This is a genomic window from Streptomyces sp. NPDC002851, from assembly GCF_053591935.1.
In genome coordinates this window covers 155,116-171,712 of sequence record NZ_JBSFUT010000002.1, presented here as the reverse complement: position 1 = coordinate 171,712, position 16,597 = coordinate 155,116, and the positions used below count along the sequence as shown (strand labels likewise).

The 16,597-nt window shown below is 71.1% G+C and carries 15 protein-coding genes; 7 read left to right on the top strand and 8 right to left on the bottom strand.

What is annotated here, in order from left to right:
* Nucleotides 1-99: 99 nt before the first annotated feature.
* Entirely contained in the window at nt 100-621 is a 522-nt protein-coding gene (locus tag ACWD10_RS02630) for an RICIN domain-containing protein (protein ID WP_451086194.1), read from the bottom strand.
* A gap of 340 nt (nt 622-961) precedes the next feature.
* Nucleotides 962-2,443, bottom strand: coding sequence for a membrane-associated oxidoreductase (locus ACWD10_RS02625; protein WP_451086192.1), 1,482 nt, complete (start codon nt 2,441-2,443; stop codon nt 962-964).
* Between the two features lie 367 nt (nt 2,444-2,810).
* Here ACWD10_RS02625 and ACWD10_RS02620 point away from each other — a divergent pair, with 367 nt between their 5' ends.
* On the top strand, nt 2,811-3,269 hold the full coding sequence (locus ACWD10_RS02620; protein WP_451086190.1) for an SPW repeat domain-containing protein: 459 nt from the start codon (nt 2,811-2,813) through the stop codon (nt 3,267-3,269).
* Nucleotides 3,270-3,356: 87 nt separating this feature from the next.
* Here ACWD10_RS02620 and ACWD10_RS02615 read toward each other — a convergent pair whose 3' ends face one another.
* Nucleotides 3,357-4,982: a FadD3 family acyl-CoA ligase gene (locus ACWD10_RS02615; RefSeq protein WP_451086188.1), complete on the bottom strand. Its 1,626-nt coding sequence runs from the start codon at nt 4,980-4,982 to the stop codon at nt 3,357-3,359.
* Nucleotides 4,983-5,166: 184 nt separating this feature from the next.
* Between ACWD10_RS02615 and ACWD10_RS02610 the strand changes: the two genes are divergently transcribed.
* Genes ACWD10_RS02610 through ACWD10_RS02600 form a run of 3 tightly spaced genes read left to right on the top strand, consistent with a single transcriptional unit; the run spans nt 5,167 to nt 7,598 of the window.
* Nucleotides 5,167-6,339, top strand: coding sequence for a lipid-transfer protein (locus ACWD10_RS02610; protein WP_451086186.1), 1,173 nt, complete (start codon nt 5,167-5,169; stop codon nt 6,337-6,339).
* 28 nt (nt 6,340-6,367) lie between these two features.
* Nucleotides 6,368-6,823: a Zn-ribbon domain-containing OB-fold protein gene (locus tag ACWD10_RS02605; protein ID WP_451086184.1), complete on the top strand. Its 456-nt coding sequence runs from the start codon at nt 6,368-6,370 to the stop codon at nt 6,821-6,823.
* A 4-nt stretch (nt 6,824-6,827) separates the two neighbouring features.
* Entirely contained in the window at nt 6,828-7,598 is a 771-nt protein-coding gene (locus ACWD10_RS02600) for an enoyl-CoA hydratase/isomerase family protein (protein ID WP_451086182.1), read from the top strand.
* A 32-nt stretch (nt 7,599-7,630) separates the two neighbouring features.
* Here the strand turns inward: ACWD10_RS02600 and ACWD10_RS02595 are convergent, their stop codons facing one another.
* The 3 genes from ACWD10_RS02595 to ACWD10_RS02585 form a co-directional block, all read right to left on the bottom strand.
* Nucleotides 7,631-8,182, bottom strand: coding sequence for a hypothetical protein (locus ACWD10_RS02595; protein ID WP_451086180.1), 552 nt, complete (start codon nt 8,180-8,182; stop codon nt 7,631-7,633).
* A gap of 178 nt (nt 8,183-8,360) precedes the next feature.
* Nucleotides 8,361-10,973: an outer membrane protein assembly factor BamB family protein gene (locus ACWD10_RS02590; RefSeq protein WP_451086178.1), complete on the bottom strand. Its 2,613-nt coding sequence runs from the start codon at nt 10,971-10,973 to the stop codon at nt 8,361-8,363.
* A gap of 180 nt (nt 10,974-11,153) precedes the next feature.
* The gene (locus tag ACWD10_RS02585; protein ID WP_451086176.1) at nt 11,154-12,029 is read right to left on the bottom strand and encodes a VOC family protein; all 876 of its coding nucleotides are present in this window, start codon (nt 12,027-12,029) and stop codon (nt 11,154-11,156) included.
* A 198-nt stretch (nt 12,030-12,227) separates the two neighbouring features.
* Here ACWD10_RS02585 and ACWD10_RS02580 point away from each other — a divergent pair, with 198 nt between their 5' ends.
* The gene (locus ACWD10_RS02580) at nt 12,228-12,875 is read left to right on the top strand and encodes a TetR family transcriptional regulator (protein ID WP_451086174.1); all 648 of its coding nucleotides are present in this window, start codon (nt 12,228-12,230) and stop codon (nt 12,873-12,875) included.
* A gap of 21 nt (nt 12,876-12,896) precedes the next feature.
* Here ACWD10_RS02580 and ACWD10_RS02575 read toward each other — a convergent pair whose 3' ends face one another.
* Nucleotides 12,897-13,418, bottom strand: coding sequence for a nitroreductase family deazaflavin-dependent oxidoreductase (locus ACWD10_RS02575; protein ID WP_451086172.1), 522 nt, complete (start codon nt 13,416-13,418; stop codon nt 12,897-12,899).
* Nucleotides 13,418-14,719, bottom strand: a complete 1,302-nt coding sequence (locus ACWD10_RS02570; RefSeq protein WP_451086170.1) for an acyl-CoA dehydrogenase family protein — start codon at nt 14,717-14,719, stop codon at nt 13,418-13,420. Before ACWD10_RS02570 ends, ACWD10_RS02575 begins: the two co-directional genes overlap by 1 nt.
* Nucleotides 14,720-14,835: 116 nt before the next feature.
* Between ACWD10_RS02570 and ACWD10_RS02565 the strand changes: the two genes are divergently transcribed.
* Nucleotides 14,836-16,026 (top strand): thiolase C-terminal domain-containing protein, encoded by a 1,191-nt coding sequence (locus tag ACWD10_RS02565; RefSeq protein WP_451086168.1) that lies wholly within the window; start codon nt 14,836-14,838, stop codon nt 16,024-16,026.
* 132 nt (nt 16,027-16,158) lie between these two features.
* Complete coding sequence (locus ACWD10_RS02560; RefSeq protein WP_451086166.1) at nt 16,159-16,581, top strand: pyridoxamine 5'-phosphate oxidase family protein; 423 nt, start codon at nt 16,159-16,161, stop codon at nt 16,579-16,581.
* The last annotated feature ends 16 nt before the right edge of the window (nt 16,582-16,597 follow it).

The window sequence follows — 16,597 nt, the reverse complement described above, 5'->3', positions numbered from 1 at the left end:
TGAACCATCCCGGGGTCCCGGGGCAGGGAGCAGCCCCCACCCCGGGGGGGGGGGAGGGGCTGTCGTGGTCGCGCCGCCGACCGGGTGGAAGCGGGCGGCTCACAGGTTGTCGATGGACCACCAGACCTTCTCGACGCTGCTGTCCGGTTCGAGGACGACGACCTCACCCAGGCCGTTGCCGTAGTACGGGGTCATGACCTGGCGCGCGGAAAGGCTGCGGATCTTGTACGCGCCGTCCCAGGGCCGCACGGTCAGGTCCCACTGGAATTCCAGACCGGTACCGCAGGACCCCTCGGTCACCCGCGGCTTGTTGTACCAGGGAGCGCCCGGCTTGAGGCACATACCGGTCTTGGTGTTGCGGATGATGTAGATGTTGCCGTCGAGGTGCTCGAAGTCCCACTGGTCGGCACCGAGGGTGTTACCGCGGTCCCAGACGTAGTGGAACCAGCCGTCCTGGTAGCCATCGCCCCAGTTCTGCGGCAGCAGGCTGCCGCCGGTCTTGATGTTGACGATGTGGGCGTACGGGTACTGCGCGTTGGCCGTGGCGGCGGTCGCGGCTCCTCCCAGCAGCGTGCCGAGCAGGCCGAGGACGAGGGCGAGCCGGGCCAGGATGCGACGCATGTGAACCCCTCTCTGCAGTGGTCAGCAATGCTGACGGGCCCTCAAACCCGCGTCAGGCAGAGGGCCTCGATGTGATTGACACCGAGCCGGTCACCCTGTTCCGGAACAGGCGGCTCCGTCACTCGCTGAAGGTAGCAACGCCGTTACGATTCGCCATCCTTTCGGATGGTCTCTCATGCCATCAGGTGTAATAACCCTTTTTAAACCGCTTCTTGAAGCACATGCCGCCCGACTATGCCGCGCTACGTGTGCCTATGCGACCGGCGTGCGCAGCGCATCACCGCAGGGGCAGCGGCGCCTGCCCGATAGCGATGCGAGCGGATGGCGCGACCCACGCCGATCACTGGCGGCTCACCGTCCGCGTCACGCCCGCGAAGACCGTCGTCGCCAGGATCCACCCGGCGATGACGAGGGCGTAGGACAGCGTCCGGTGCCAGCCCGTCGGGTCGAACGCGCCCTCCTGGCCGAAGGAGATCACCGGCAGCAGCAGGTCGAGGGTGAAGAACATCGGGCTGAACTCGGGGGCCTCGGAAGCCTTGAGTGGGCGGGGGTGGTGCACGCCGTACGCCACCGTGCCGACAGAGAGCAGGGACAGGAGCCAGACGCAGGCGAGCACGGGGCGGAAGCCATAGCCGACCGTGACCTCCTGGAGGTGACCCCACGCGCGGCCGGGCATGGACAGGGTGCGGCGGTGGCGGCGGAGCTTGGCGAGCTGGACGACGCGGGCGGCGTGGTCGTCGCCGACGCGGAGGTACGCCGCGGTCAACTGCTCGTAGTTGTGCGGGAGATAGCCCTCGCCCTCCCTGTCCAGCATGGGGAGGCGGCGCTCCGCGGGCTCGTGCGGGGTGAGGGTGGTGTAGCCGAGGCCGTTGAAGAGGACCCGGTCCGGGAGTACCTCCGGTTCCAGGAACAGTACGTCGATCTGGGCGCGGCGCAGGTTCAGGGTGCCTTCGATGACCGGGCCTCTGCGGAGCCAGAGTTCCCCGATGGTGCAGCTGCTCGCGCGCACCGCCGTGTCCCCGGGGTTCGACAGGCGTGCGTACGACAGGTCGAGCCGCCCGGCGACGCGGGCGCCTCGGAGGCCGATCCAGCCCTGTACGTGCACGCGCCGCAGGCGCAAGTCGCTTCCCACTACGAGCGTCTGAGCGTCGAGGGCGGCGCAGTCCGGGTGGCTGAGCCGTGCGTCGTCGAGGGTGACCAACCCGTCGATCGAGGCGCCGCTGAGCAGGACGCCGCCATGCGTCCGCAGGCCAGGGGCGAACAGATTGTCGCCGATGGTCGCATGGCCGAGCCCGAGTGCGGGCTCCTCGGTGTCCGGCGGAGTGATCGCGCATCCGTCCAGGAACAGCGCCCCGTCGATCCGCGCCCCGCCGAGCCGCACCGCCCCGCGGAAACGGCAGCCGGTCAGCTGCACCATGCTCTCCACCTGGACGGTGGCGGCGGCAAGGCCGGGCAGTGCGGAGCCGCTCAGGTTCAGCTGGCGCAGCCGGGAGGCGTACAGCAGGGGTGCGTTCTCGAAGAAGCAGTCACTCAGCCGTATGGCGTGGTCGATCGTGCCGTACGCCAGGTCGAGAAGCCCGGTGATGCGGGCGCCGGCCAGTTTGAGGGCGGGTATCTCGCCGTCTTCCAGCGGGCCGTTAAGGAGCAGGGCGCGCAGCACCTCGGCCCGTACGGTCCGCTCCGGGCCCCAGTCCGCGCCCTGCGCCGCGTCCGACGCGTCCGCCGCGCCCTCGCCATCCGCCGTACGGAAGTCCACGCAGACGCCCTTGGGAAAGGCCTGCCACACCCGCAGCTCGGTCTGCGTAAGATCGTTTATGTCCATCAGTCGGGACTCTGACGCCACGGCACAAAGCTGTCAACTCCCCAGCCACAGCTGCCTTTTGACGAACCTCACCGCCCTCGGACCTCAGCGTCGACACGGAGGGTAACGCCTCCATAGCCGTCGGTCCTGGCCTGGCACCCCCTCCGGGATGTGCGGGGTACCCGGCGGGGCCGGCTGCCGCTGGACACAGGCCGGAGGGGGGCTCACTATGAAAAAGAGGATAAAAAACGGATAAAGAGACCCCATCCTCCTCTTCGCTTCCTCTTTCGTTCTCCGCCTCTTTATCTCTTTCTGATCAATATCTCTTTCTGATCAATCTCCGCCCGCCGTGAACATGGGTGCGGTGGGTTCGAGGTGAAAACGGGAGGTGTCTGACGTGACCGAACGTACAGTTCCGGGTATCGAGGAACACCCGGACGTGCTCGCGCTGCGGCGCAGCAGCTCCGAGCGGGCTGCCTCGACGTCGACAGTGCAGTTTCTGGAGGGACTCGGCCTGCTGGTCGGTCTGTTCCTGGCGACGTCGGCCTGGATGGTGGGTTTCAACGCGACCCTGCCTGGCTTGACCGTCATCAACCTGATCGCCGGACTCGCGTACGCGTACTGCATGGGCAGTGGCCTAGGCCCCGCCTTCCAGCGGACGCACGCCATGAGCTGGGCGGCCTCGGCGATCGGCGTGTTCACCATCCTCGCCCCCTTCATCGTGACCGGCGCCCGCGAGTCTCACCCCGCCTCGGTGATCGTCACCAATGTCGTCGCCGGCGGTGTCGCTTTCGCCTGTGCCCTCACCATGGGGCTGATCGGAGTGTTGGCCGACCGTAAAACCTGACGACCTTTCGTGAGCCGGTGGGGCCGGGTCGGATCGGCTCGGCCCTCACCGACCCGTGCGTACAGCCGCGGCTGCGCGCCGACGGTGTCACCGTGCCTGGCGGCCTCCGGTGCTGACGGACGTGCGCAGCTCGCCCTTCACCACTTTCCCCGACGCGTTACGCGGCAGCTCCCGCACGAACTCGACCTCTCTCGGAACCTTGTAGTTCGCCATCTCCCGTCGGGACCAGGCGATCAGGTCGTCCGCCGTCAGCGTCGAGCCCGGGCGGCGGACCGCGTACGCCTTGCCGACCTCGCCGAGGCGGGGGTCCGGGATGCCGACCACGGCCACATCCGCCACGTCCGGGTGGAGGCCCAACAGCTGCTCTATCTCCGCCGGGTACGCGTTGAAGCCGCCGACGATGAACATGTCCTTGATGCGGTCGGTGATGCGGAGGTTGCCCGCCTCGTCCAGGACGCCCACATCGCCCGTGCGGAGCCAGCCGTCCGGCGTCAGGACCTTCTTCGTTTCCTGCGGGTCCTCGAAGTAGCCGCTCATGACGTTGTATCCGCGGACCAGGACCTCGCCCGGGCGGCCCGGGGGCAGGTCCTCGCCGGACGGTGCGACCACCCGTACCCGCGTGTCCGGGATCGCTCGGCCGGATGTGGCCGCGATGGTCTCCGGGGCGTCGCCGCGGCGGCACATCGTGACGATGCCGCTCGCCTCCGACAGGCCGTACGCCGTCAGGACCGTGGCTATGCGAAGCTCTCGCCGCAAGCGTTCCACCAGCCGCAACGGCACCACCGCCGCGCCCGTGACCACCAGCCGCAGCGCCGACAAGTCGTGGCTGTCCCGCGCCGGGTGGTCCAGGAGCGCCTGGTGCAGGGTCGGTGGGCCCGGCAGGACCGAGATGCGTTCCGCCGCGATGTTCGCCAGGGCCGTGTCCACGTTGAAGACCGGCTGCGGCACCATCGTCGCGCCGCGCATCAGGCAGGCGATGATGCCCGCCTTGTAGCCGAAGGTGTGGAAGAACGGGTTCACGATCAGATAGCGGTCGCCCTCACGCAGGCCCGCCAGGTCGCTCCAGGTCTCGTAGCAGCGCAGGGTCTGTGCGTGCGTGATGACCGCGCCCTTCGGGCGGCCCGTCGTGCCCGAGGTGAAGATGATGTCCGAGGGGGAGTCCGCCGACAACTCCCCTGCCCGAGCGCTGACTTGTTCACCGTTCACCCCGTCCCCGCTCGCCAGGAAGTCCTTCCACGTATGGAAGTCCTCCGGTGCGTCGTCCGCCAGGACCACCACCTGCTCCAGGTGCGGCAGCGCCGGTAGCGGGCCGCGGCCCTCGCCCTCCGTCGTGGCGCGGCGCAGCGACGCCACGTACGACGCACCCAGGAACGTGCCCGTCACGAACAGCAGCTTCGCCCGCGACCTCGCCAGTACGTACGCCGCTTCCGTGCCCTTGAAGCGGGTGTTCAGGGGGACCAGGACCGCCCCGGCGGTGACCGCGCCGAGGGCCGAGACGATCCAGTCGAGGGTGTTCGGGGCCCAGACCGCGACCCGGTCCCCGGTGCGTACGCCGGACGCGATGCACGCCGCCGCCGCACGCTCCACCCGCTCGCCGAGCTCGGCGTACGAGATCCGGTTGCGGCCCTCGACGACCGCCTCCCGCTCCCCGTACCACCGCGCCGCCGCCCGCACGAGTTCCGGGATGCTGCCCCACTCCAGGTCGCCGTGCATCGCACACCCCTCCCACCGACTATCGGTACCGGTACTTGTGCCTGTACTCGACTACCCATCCGCACTACCCAGTCGCACTACCTAGCCGCACTACCCATCCGCAGTAGCTGACTATCCGTCAGATTAGCTGTAGCCTTCCCCGCTGTCAGCAGTGACGACGGCCGGGAACACCGCGGAGGTGGGCATGGCAGTGGCAGCTGGACCTGCGGCAGGGGGGCTCAAGGACGCCACGGCGATAGTCGGGATCGGGCAGACGGCATTTTCCAAGCAACTGCCCGAGTCCGAGAGGGCCTTGGCCTGTCGGGCCATTCTCGCGGCGCTCGACGACGCCGGGATCTCCCCGTCCGAGGTCGACGCGTTCGCCTCGTACACCATGGAGGAGACCGACGAGGTCGAGGTCGCCAAGGCCATCGGCGCCGGTGACGTCACCTTCTTCAGCAAGGTCGGGTACGGCGGGGGCGGGTCCTGCGCCACCCTCGCCCACCTCGCCGCCGCCATCGCCACCGGGCAGGCGAGCGTCGGCGTCGCCTGGCGGTCCCGGAAGCGCGGCAGCGGCCGCAGGCCGTGGACCAACACCGCCGTACAACTGCCCACACCCGCCCAGTGGACCCGGCCCTTCGGGCTGCTCCGGCCCGCCGACGAGATCGGAATCCTCGCGCGCCGGTATATGCACGAGTACGGCGCGACCCGCGACCACCTCTTCAACGTCGCCCTCGCCTGCCGTAACCGCGCCAACCAGAACCCGGCCGCGATGATGTACGAACGGCCGCTGACCCGCGAGATGTATATGACCGCCCGCTGGATCAGCGAGCCGCTGTGTCTGTTCGACAACTGCCTGGAGACCGACGGGGCGTTGGCGTGCGTGCTCGTCCCGGCCGAGCGGGCCCGCGACTGTCGGCAGCGGCCCGTGTACGTACACGCCGCCGCGCAAGGACTGCCCGCCCAGCACCACGGCATGGTCAACTACTGGAACGACGACCCGCTCACCGGGCCCGCCTGGACCGCCGCCCGACACCTGTGGAAGTCCGCCGACTTCGGGCCCGAGGACGTCGACGTCGCGCAGATCTACGACGCGTTCACCCCGCTCATCCCGCTCTCCCTGGAGGGGTACGGGTTCTGCGGGCGCGGCGAGGGCGGGGCGTTCACGGAGGGCGGGGCCCTGGAGATCGGCGGGCGGCTGCCGCTCAACACCTCGGGCGGCGGGCTCAGCGAGGCGTACGTGCACGGCTTCAACCTCATCAACGAGGGCGTCAAGCAGCTGCGCGGCACCAGTACCGCCCAGGTCCCGGACGCCGCCACCTGCCTGGTCACGGCGGGCGAGGGCGTGCCCACCTCGGCCGTACTGCTGCGGAACTGATCTCTCTACAGCCTGACTTGGAGCGACCATGCCCCCTACCGACGGCCCCGGGACCCTCCTGGCTCCCGTCATCGACGACGACGGCGCGCCCTTCTGGGAGTACGCCGCCCGCGGCGAGCTGCGCGTCCAGGCGTGCGCCCGGCCCGACTGCGGTGAGTTGCGCTTCCCGCCCCGGCCCTGCTGCCCGCACTGCCGGTCCTTCGACAGCGAGTGGCGGCGGATGAGCGGCAAGGGCCGCATCTGGTCGTACGTCATTCCGCATCCGCCCCTGCTGCCCGCCTACGCCGACCTGCCCGGGTTCAACGCGATCGTCGTCGAGCTGGCCGACGCGCCCCGGATACGCCTTGCGGGGAACCTGGTCAGCGGCCCCGGCGCCCCGCTGAACTCCGTACCGGCGGGGCGGCTGCGGATCGGAGCGCGGGTGCAGGTGATCTTCGAGGACATCGACGGCGTCACCCTGCCTCGCTGGATCCTGGAGCGGTGACCGCATGACCCTGCGTACCGACATCGACAAGGACACCGGCGTCGCCGTCGTCACCCTCGACCGGCCCGACAAGCACAACGCGATCGACCTCGACACCGCCCGCCAACTCGCCGCGATCTGGCGGCGGTTCCGCTACGACGACACGGTGCGCTGCGTCGTCCTGACCGGCGCCGGTGACCGGGCCTTCTGTACCGGGATCGACCGGGCCGTGGACGTGCCACAGCCGAGCACCGCGTACGCCATCGACGATCCGCTGCTCACCATCGGCCCGAAGGCGGGCGACCTGTGGACCCCGGTGATCGCCGCCGTCAACGGCATGGCCTGCGGTGGGGCCTTCTATCTGCTCGGCGAGGCGGAGTTCGTCGTCGCCGACGAGCGCGCCACGTTCTTCGATCCGCATACGACGTACGGGATGGTCAGCGCGTACGAGTCGATCTTCATGGCGCAGCGGATGCCGTACGGCGAGGTGGCGCGGATGGCGCTGATGGGGACGGCCGAGCGGATCTCGGCGCGGCGGGCGTACGAGACCGGGCTCGTGTCCGAACTGGCCCCGCCCGGCGGCGCGTTGGACGCCGCGCTCGCGTGCGCGCGGACCATCGCGGAGTATCCGACCGAGGCGGTACGGGGCACGGTGCGCGCCCTGTGGTCCGCGAAGGAGGCGGCCCGCGCGGCCGCCCTCGCCCACGCCCCGCACCTCGTCAGGCTCGGCAATCTTCCGTCGGAGCGGCAGGCGGAGCTGTTCGGGGGGCGGGGCGGGGGATTTCGGGTGCGGTGAGGGCGCTCGCGGGCGTCGCTTGCTTGTGCCGCTTACAGCTTGTCGGCCTCGTCGACGTAGCACCGGCCCTGGAGCGAGGCCAGGTCCCCGGAGGTCACGTCGCTCTCCGAGACGAAGGCGGTGGACTCGTCCGTGTGGGGCGTGCCCGGCGACACCTCACCGGTGATGAACGACGTCTCGGCCACCACGGTCCCGGCGTCGTCCTTGAAGGTGAAGTTGCCACTGTACGAGGCCGGGTCCACGCCGGAGTTGGTGACCTCGTACTTCCACTTGATCTCGGCGGTGGTGTCACTCAGTGACTCGATCACGCAGTCCGTGATGCGGATGTCGTTGATGGCCTGGTCCGTCCCGCCACCGGTCGTACCCGTGCTGGAGCTGCCGCTGGAGCTGCTGCCCGAGGTCAGCGAGTCGTCGTCGTAGTCGCTCCCGGAGCCACCGGAGCTGTACGAGCCCGAGGAGCTGGAATCGGACGAGCTGCTGTGGTCGTCACAACCACCGCCGTCACCACTGCCGCGGCGGGCACCGGTCAGGGCGACCAGGACCACCGCGAAGACGGCTATGGAACGGGCATGGCGGAGCTTCATGTGATTCCCCCGAGCGACAGGTGACAGACGGGCATGCGTGAATTGCCCGAGTTCTTACGCTTGTTGGGCCCGCATAAGGAAGCGGGCGCACGTCACCATAACAGCGCCCGAACCCACTTCTTGACCGGTCCCTGTCAGTAGCCCCGGGGTGCTTGCCCCGGGGTGGAGCTCGCAGGGCTCAGCGGGCCGTCCCCGTGCCCTTCACCGCGTCGAGCGCGTACACGCAACGGTCCTTGCTGCACGCGTACACGACACCGGCCTCGGCCACGGGCGAGCCCGTGATCTCACCGCCGGTCGCCAGCTTCCAGCGCAGCTGGCCGCCCACCGCGTCCAGGGTGTAGAGGCAGTGGTCGGCCGAGCCGAAGTGGATACGGCCCTCCGCGGCGACCGGCGAGCCGATCACCTCGCCGCCCGCCTGGAACCGCCACTTGGGCGTGCCCGTCACCGCGTCGAGGGTGTAGAGCCCGTTGCCGCTGCCGACGTGCACATGGCCGCCGGTGACCAGGACCGGGTCCAGGGACGAGCGGGACTCCGTGGCGATCCGCCAGCGGTCCCGGCCGTCCGTCGCGTCCAGGGCGTACACGGTGCCGAGGTAGTCCGCGAGGTACACCCCGCCACCGGTCACCGCGGGGCCGGGCGCGAACGCGGGTGGGGAGAGGAAGACCGCCGGGGCCTCGAAGTGCCAGCGGACGTGACCGGCGGCGACATCGAGGGCGAGGACCCGGGTGCCCGCGGCGACGTACACATAGCCGTCCGAGGTCTTCGCGTCGGTCTGCGCGATGCGCACCGGTACGCCGCCGCAGGAGGCCGCGTCGCCGATGGGGTACGACCAGCGCTCGACGCCCGTGCGGGCGTCCAGGGCGCGGAGCCGGGCGTTCTGCCAGACGTAGACCGTGCCGTCCTGGATGACCGGACCGGCCTCCGGCGTCTCGAAGTCGGTCTGGGCCCCGGTGATCTCCCACAGCTTCTCGCCGTTCGCGGCCTCCCACGCCTGGACGCCGCCGCCGCGGGACGCGGTGACGACGGTGCCGCGGTCGGCGCGCAGCGCGTACACCCAGGCGTCGGTGGGCAGACGCCACAGGTCGGAGCCGTCGGTGGCGTCGAGGGCGAAGAGGGTCGGGCCGTCGGAGGCGTGGATACGACCGTCCGCGACCGCCATCGACCAGGCGACGTCCCGGGTCTTGAACTGCCGCCGCCCGGTGGCCACATCGAGCGCGTGCACCTCGAAGGAGGTGACGTACACCCGGTCGCCCACGACGTGCGGCGTACCCCAGACGTCGTTGGACATCCGGAACCGCCAGGGCCGCCAGGGCGCGCCCTCGGGGGCCGCTTGCGGCGGAACCTGGGGCTCCGCGGGGGCGGCGCCATTGTGGGAGGCGGGGGCCTGAGCCGGGGCGGTGCTGGCTGCTGCGGCTCCGGCGCCCTGGCCTGCGCCCGGCCGCGCCCAGGACGCGGCGAGCTGGCCGTCCGGCGCCCCGGCGGCCTGCTCGGCGGCGGCGCGGGCGTCGGCGATCCGGGGGCCGGGGCCGATCGGCACCGGGGAGCCGGGGAGCCGTACCGGACCGGAGTCGGGCGGCGTGCCGACGGCGGGGCCCGCTCCGGGGCGGTGGCCGCCCGCGACCTGCGCACCCACCTCGTGCCGCGCGCGTGCGGGCTCCGGGGCCTGCGACGGCGGCGGAGGGATGGCCTGCGAGGGCGGCATGGCCTGGGACGGGGAGACGGCCTGCGAGGGGGCCACGGCCTGCGCGGGCGGTGCCTCGTTCGGCAGCGGCTGGGACGGCGGCACCGCGTTCGGCAGCGGCTGCGGGGCGGGCTGCGCGGGCGGGGGCGGCGCGGCCTGCCCGCCCCGGCCACCGCTGCGACCGCCGCCGGAGCTGGGCGACTTGACGCGCGGGCGGCCGCCGCGGCGCGACTCGATCAGGGTCACCGCGCGGTCCGGCAGCCAGGCCGAGGCCGTACCGCTGTCGTCGGAGCCCGCGGCGAACAGATGCGGCGCGAGCTGGGCCTGGAGATCGGCCGGGGAGGGCCGCATCGCGGCCTCCATGTGCATACAGGTCTCGATCAGCGGCCGCAGCTCGTCCGGCAGGCCCTCCAGGTCGGGGCCCTCGCGCAGGAGCATGAAGACCGTCTCGACCGGGTTGGCGCCGTGGAACGGCGCGTGTCCGGTGGCGGCGAAGACCAGCGTGGAACCGAGCGAGAAGACATCGCTCGCCCCGGTCACGCTGCGCGAGTCCTTGGCCTGCTCCGGGGACATGTACGCGGGCGTGCCGACGGCGACGTTCGTCATCGTCAGACGGGTGTTGGAGACACCGGACGCGATCCCGAAGTCGATCACGCGCGGCCCGTCCTCGACCACGAGCACATTGGACGGCTTCAGGTCGCGGTGCACGAGCCCCGCGCCGTGGATGGACTGCAGCGCCTCGGCGACACCGGCCGCGAGCCAGCGCACCGCCTGGGCCGGGAGCGGCCCGCACTCATTCACTATCTCTTCGAGCGAGGGCGCGGGTACGTACGCGGTGGCGAGCCACGGCACCGCGGCGCGCGGGTCGGCGTCGACGACCGCCGCGGTGTAGAAGCCGGAGACGGCACGGGCCGCCTCGACCTCGCGGGTGAAGCGGACGCGGAAGAGCTGGTCCTCGGCGAGCTCGCTCCGGACGGTCTTGATCGCCACGCGGCGGCCGGAGGCCGAGCGCGCGAGATAGACAAGACCCATGCCGCCGGCACCGAGCCGGCCGAGCACCTCGAACGGGCCGATCCGCCTCGGATCGTGCTGCGTCAGCTGCTCCACCACTTGCCTGCCACCTCCCCGTACGAGACCGCGACGTACCGCGCCAGGGGTCAGGGTCTCACCACCAGGCCGCATCGGCGGCACGCACCCTGATTCTTCCTGGACCGGGCGATGGTTGCGAACCCAGGGGCAAACAGGGATGTTCCACACGGAACAGGGCACGACGGGTCAAATCAAGACCCCTCAGCCGTGCGACTCCGGCTCCGACCGCTGCCCCTGCTCCGGCTCCTGCTCCAGCTCCTGCAGTACGGCGAAGACCGCGCCCTGGTTGTCGACGAGGACCGCCATCCGTCCGTACGGGGTGTCGAAGGGCTCCGCGCGCACCCGGCCGCCGAGCTGCCTCGCCGCGGCCGCCGCCGCATCACAGTCCGCGACGCAGAAGTACACGAGGAAATGCGCGGGCATTTCGGCCGGGAACCGCCCCGACACCAGGGACCGCCCGCCCACCCCGGTCGCGGGTCCCGGCTCGGCGGTCCCGGCCGGGGACCACACGCGGAACTCCGGGAATGTCCCGTCCTCCGCGGCGGGCAGATCGGTCCCGACGTACCCGAAAACGCCCTCGTAGAACGGGTCCACCACCACCTTGTCCCGCGCGTACACCTCGGCCCAGCAGAAGCAGCCCGGCTCGCGCTGCCGCTCGAATCCGGGGTGCGTACCGGCCTGCCAGAGGCCGAAGACGGCGCCCTCGGGGTCGGCGGCGAGCGCCATCGTGCCGAACGGGGCGATCGGGAACGGCTCCATGATCAACTGTCCGCCCGCCGCCGTGATCCGCCCGGCCGTGGCGTGGATATTGGCCGTTGCGAGATAGACGTTCCAGGTCGTGGGCATGCGCCCGTCACGTTTGGGTGCGAGGGCGGCCACCGCGCGCCTCCCGTGGTACGCCTGCGCGGGGTGCCCGCGCTTCAGGCGCGCGCCCTCGTCGAAGGTCCAGCCGAACAGCGCGCCGTAGAAGCGCTTGCCCGCCTCCACGTCCGGGAGCAGCGCGTCCACCCAGCAGGGCACGCCGTCCGGGTACTGCGGCTTCGGCCCCGGCGGTGGCTTCGACTGCGAATCGGCCATGAACTCAACGTAACGGCGCGGTCGGCTCCGCGCAGCGTAATAATTCGAACGAGTGAACGGGGTGGGAAACCGGCGCCACGCTCCCTCTCCCCGAAGCCCTCGCACCCCCTCGCATACCCCCGCCCCCCGCGAAGCCCCGTCCGCCCCATTTGCAGTCGGCCGAATCGCGCTCCGATCACCCCTCGGTAAGCTGACGGCATGACAGGACAAGTGCGTACCGTCGATGGCCGCGTGGCCGGACGCCGCGGCCAGGCCACCCGTCAGAAGCTGCTCGACTGCCTCAGCGAGATGCTGAGTTCGTCGCCGTACCGCGACGTCAAGGTCATCGACGTGGCCCGTAAGGCGGGCACTTCGCCCGCGACCTTCTACCAGTATTTCCCCGACGTCGAGGGCGCCGTGCTCGAGATCGCGGAGCAAATGGCCACGGAGGGCGCCGGGTTGACCGATGTCCTGGCCGGACGCTCCTGGGTCGGCAAGGCGGGCTGGCAGGCGGCACAGGAACTGGTCGACGGGTTCCTCGACTTCTGGCGGAAGAACGAGGCGATCCTGCGCGTGGTCGACCTGGGCGCCGCCGAGGGCGACAAACGCTTCTACAAGATCCGCATGAAAATCCTCAACTCGGTCACCAACTCCCTTACGGACACGGTCAAGGAGCTCCAGTCCAAGGGCAAGGTCGACAAGGACGTCAGCGCCGCGGCGATGGCGGGCTCCCTCGTGGCGATGCTCGCGGCGGTGGCCTCGCACCAGAAGGGCTTCCAGACCTGGGGCGTGAAGCAGGCCGAACTCAAGCCGAATCTGGCGCTTTTGGTGCACCTGGGCATTACGGGGAAGAAGCCGACGAGGTAGCGATTCGGACACAGCGTTCTGTCATGCGGGCGGCGGGCCGGGGGCCTGCCGCCCGTTTTTCTCTCCCTCGGTCCTTTTCTCCAGGCGGAACAGGCGGATCTCTCGCTCCACCCTCTTCTGATACGTGGCATACGGCGGCCAGAAGCGCAGCACCGCCTCCCACGCCGCCGCCCGCTCCGCGCCCGTGAGCAGCCGGGCCGTGACCGGGATGTCCGCACCCTTCCAGCTGATCGAAGCCTCAGGGTGCGCAAGGAGGTTGGCGGTCCACGCCGGGTGACCGGGGCGGCCGAAGTTGGAGCCGACGAGCACCCAGGTGCCGGTGGCGTCCTCCGGCATGCAGGCCAGCGGGGTACGCCGGGGCAGGCCGGACTTCGCGCCCTTGGCCGTCAGGATCACGCCCGGCAGCATCTGGGCGCTCAGCATCACCTTGCCGCGCGTCAGCCGGTGCACCGCACGGTCCATCGCGGGGATGAAATGCGGCGCGACGCGGGCGAAGAGCCGGGTCGACGAGACCTTCTGGACCAGACGGATTCCGGGAGGCATCACGCCACCACGTCCTCTCGCGCACCCGCAGGCTCGGGCGACGACGACTGCGACTCCGGCAGCGGCGGCGACTGCGATTGCGACGGCGCCTGCGACGGCGACGGCGACGGCGCGAACAGGTCCGCCTGCTCCGCAGCCCGCGCCCGCAGCCGGTGCACCGGGCCGAAGAGCAACTCGTCGCCCGCCGCCCGCTTGAAGTAGAGCTGGGCGTCGTGCTCCCACGTGAAGCCGATGCCGCCATGCAGTTGGATGGCCTCCGCCGCGGCGGTACGCAGCGCCTCGAGCCCCTGCGCGAGCGCGAGCCCACCGACGCCCCGCTCGCCCCGCTCCCCTTCTTCGTCTCCCGTACCGGCGGCCCACGCCGCGTAGTAAGCCGCCGAACGCGCCGCCTGCACAGCCACGTACACATCGGCGAGACGGTGCTTCACGGCCTGGAAGGAGCCGACGGGCCGCCCGAACTGCTCGCGCTGCTTCACATACTCGACCGTCAGCTCCAGCGCACGGTCCGCCGCGCCCACCGCCTCCGCGGCGAGGCAGGCGGCCGCGCCGTCGCCGGTCGCGGCGAGCGCGGCGGCCACCTCGGCGGCGTCGTCCGGGCCGAGCAACTCGGCCTCGGCGTCCCGGAGTTCGACCCTCGCCTGGGGCCGTGTCTCGTCCAGGGCGGTCAGCCGGGCCGTGCTGACCGAGGCCGCATCCGTGCGGACGAGAAAGAGCAGCGTCCGCGAGCGCGCGAAGCCGCCGGTGTGGGCCGCGACGACGAGCAGGTCGGCGCTGTGCCCGTCGAGCACCTGCTCGGCCTGCCCGTAGAGCCGCCACCCCTCCTGGTCGCACGCGGCCTGCACCCCACCGGCACGCCCGCCGCCCGCCCAGTCCCCGGCAGGCTCACCGGCCAGGCCGAGCGCGGCGGCGAGACCGGCACCGGGCACGGCCAGTGCGGCGGTCAGCTCACCGGAAGCGATCCGCGGCAGCAGCTGCCGTCGCTGCTCCGCGCCACCGAGCCGCCCGATCAACGACGCGGCCAGGACGGACGTCGCGAGCAGCGGCGAAGGCACCAGACCACGCCCCAACTCCTCGCACCCCAGGGCCAGTTCGGTGACCGAGCAGCCGACGCCGCCATACTCCTCGGCGAGGGCGAGCCCCGGCAGGCCGAGCTGCCCCGCGAGGGTGCGCCAGAGTGCGGTGTCGTGCCCGGCGGCGGTGCGTACCGCTGCCCTGACCTCGTCCGGGCCGCCGCGTTTGGCGATGAGTTCGCGCAGGGTGCGCCGGATCTCGTCCTGCTCCGCGGTGAAGGCGGCGTCCATCGGCGGGCTCCTCACTGAGCGATCTGACGGGCCGTCATGTTAGAGCGGTGACCCGCAGATGCACAGGGTCCGACACCCTCCTCCGTACACCCCGCATCTGATGTACCGTCAGATTCATGCCGACAGCAGCTGCACAGCCGAGCTCCGCGCCCCGCAAGGTCGCCGTAGCGGGCGTGGCGCTCGCCGACTGCGGAAAGGTCGACGACGCCACCCCTTACGCCCTGCACGCCCAGGCCGCCCGCCGCGCCCTCGCCGACTCGGGCCTGGACAAGGGTGTGATCGACGGCTTCGCCTCGGCCGGGCTCGGCGTGCTCGCCCCGGTCGAGGTCGCCGAGTACCTGGGCCTGAAGCCGACCTGGGTCGATTCCACCTCGGTCGGCGGCTCGACCTGGGAGGTGATGGCCGCGCACGCGACCGAGGCGATCGCGGCGGGCCGCGCGCAGGCCGTGCTCCTCGTCTACGGCTCCACGGCGCGCGCCGACATCAAGGCGAAGCGCCGCACCTCGAACCTCTCCTTCGGCGCCCGCGGCCCGGCCCAGTTCGAGGTCCCGTACGGCCACTCGCTCATCGCCAAGTACGCGATGGCGGCGCGGCGGCACATGCACGAGTACGGCACCACGCTGGAGCAGCTGGCGGAGGTGGCCGTGCAGGCGCGGGCCAACGCGGCGGCCAATCCGGAGGCGATGTTCCGCGACCCGATCACGGTCGACGATGTGCTCGGCGGCCCGATGATCGCGGACCCGTTCACCAAGCTGCACTGCTGCATACGGAGCGACGGCGGCGCCGCGGCCCTGCTCGTGGCCGAGGATCTCGTCCCCGACTGCGCCTCGGACCCCGTATGGATCCTCGGCGCGGGCGAGCACATCTCACACACCACGATGTCCGAGTGGGACGACTTCACGGTCTCCCCGGCGGCGGTGAGCGGCCGTCTGGCCTTCGGGCGGGCGGGGGTGCGCCCGGAGGACATCGACCTCGCGGAGATCTACGACGCCTTCACCTACATGACCCTCGTCACCCTCGAAGACCTCGGCTTCTGCGCCAAGGGCGAGGGCGGCGCGTTCGTCGAGAAGGGGCGGCTCACCCGTACCGGCGCCCTGCCGGTCAACACGGACGGCGGCGGCCTCTCCGCCCAACACCCCGGAATGCGCGGCCTGTTCCTCCTGGTCGAGGCGGTACGGCAGCTGCGCGGCGATGCCGGTCCGACGCAGGTCCGCCGGGCGGACGGCAGCCTGCCGGAGCTGGCGGTGGCTTCGGGGACGGGTGGGTGGTTCTGCTCGTCGGGAACGTTGGTGCTCGGCAGGGACTGAGCCGCGGCGGTGGGTCTGAGTGCCCCTGTGGCCACCGGAATATCCCGTGGACGCCCGGGAGTTACTGCGTACGTTGCTCCGTACGTTGATCCGTACGTTGATCCATCCGTCCGCACCACGAGGAGGACCCCGATGGCCCTGACCCGAGAAGAGCGCGAGAAGTTCCTCAGTGAACCGCACGTCGCCGCGCTTGCCGTGGACGAGCCGGGCCGAGGTCCCCTCACCGTGCCGATCTGGTACCAGTACGAGCCCGGCGGCGACATCTGGATCATGACCGAGCGTGACTCCCGCAAGGGGCGTCTGATAGCCGCCGCGGGGCGCTTCTCGCTCCTCGTGGACCAGGTGGAGCCCACCATTCGGTACGTGTCGGTGGAGGGGCCCGTCGTCGAGACGACAGCGGCGACGGTCGAGCAGCTGCGGGAGCTCTCCGCCCGCTATCTGCCCGCCGAGAAGGTCGACGGATATGTGGACTGGGCCTGGCAGGAGTTCGGCGAGCAGGCGGTCTTCCGGCTCCGCCCGGAGCACTGGGTTTCGGCGGATCTCGGGGCGGTGTGAGGCGGGTCGGGGATGA

Bases quoted from the DNA above. Each gene is read 5' to 3' on its own strand.
- ACWD10_RS02630 (WP_451086194.1), bottom strand. From the start codon at position 621: ATGCGTCGCATCCTGGCCCGGCTCGCCCTCGTCCTCGGCCTGCTCGGC.
- ACWD10_RS02625 (WP_451086192.1), bottom strand. From the start codon at position 2,443: ATGGACATAAACGATCTTACGCAGACCGAGCTGCGGGTGTGGCAGGCC.
- ACWD10_RS02615 (WP_451086188.1), bottom strand. From the start codon at position 4,982: ATGCACGGCGACCTGGAGTGGGGCAGCATCCCGGAACTCGTGCGGGCG.
- ACWD10_RS02610 (WP_451086186.1), top strand. From the start codon at position 5,167: ATGGCAGTGGCAGCTGGACCTGCGGCAGGGGGGCTCAAGGACGCCACG.
- ACWD10_RS02605 (WP_451086184.1), top strand. From the start codon at position 6,368: ATGCCCCCTACCGACGGCCCCGGGACCCTCCTGGCTCCCGTCATCGAC.
- ACWD10_RS02600 (WP_451086182.1), top strand. From the start codon at position 6,828: ATGACCCTGCGTACCGACATCGACAAGGACACCGGCGTCGCCGTCGTC.
- ACWD10_RS02595 (WP_451086180.1), bottom strand. From the start codon at position 8,182: ATGAAGCTCCGCCATGCCCGTTCCATAGCCGTCTTCGCGGTGGTCCTG.
- ACWD10_RS02585 (WP_451086176.1), bottom strand. From the start codon at position 12,029: ATGGCCGATTCGCAGTCGAAGCCACCGCCGGGGCCGAAGCCGCAGTAC.
- ACWD10_RS02580 (WP_451086174.1), top strand. From the start codon at position 12,228: ATGACAGGACAAGTGCGTACCGTCGATGGCCGCGTGGCCGGACGCCGC.
- ACWD10_RS02575 (WP_451086172.1), bottom strand. From the start codon at position 13,418: ATGCCTCCCGGAATCCGTCTGGTCCAGAAGGTCTCGTCGACCCGGCTC.
- ACWD10_RS02570 (WP_451086170.1), bottom strand. From the start codon at position 14,719: ATGGACGCCGCCTTCACCGCGGAGCAGGACGAGATCCGGCGCACCCTG.
- ACWD10_RS02565 (WP_451086168.1), top strand. From the start codon at position 14,836: ATGCCGACAGCAGCTGCACAGCCGAGCTCCGCGCCCCGCAAGGTCGCC.
- ACWD10_RS02560 (WP_451086166.1), top strand. From the start codon at position 16,159: ATGGCCCTGACCCGAGAAGAGCGCGAGAAGTTCCTCAGTGAACCGCAC.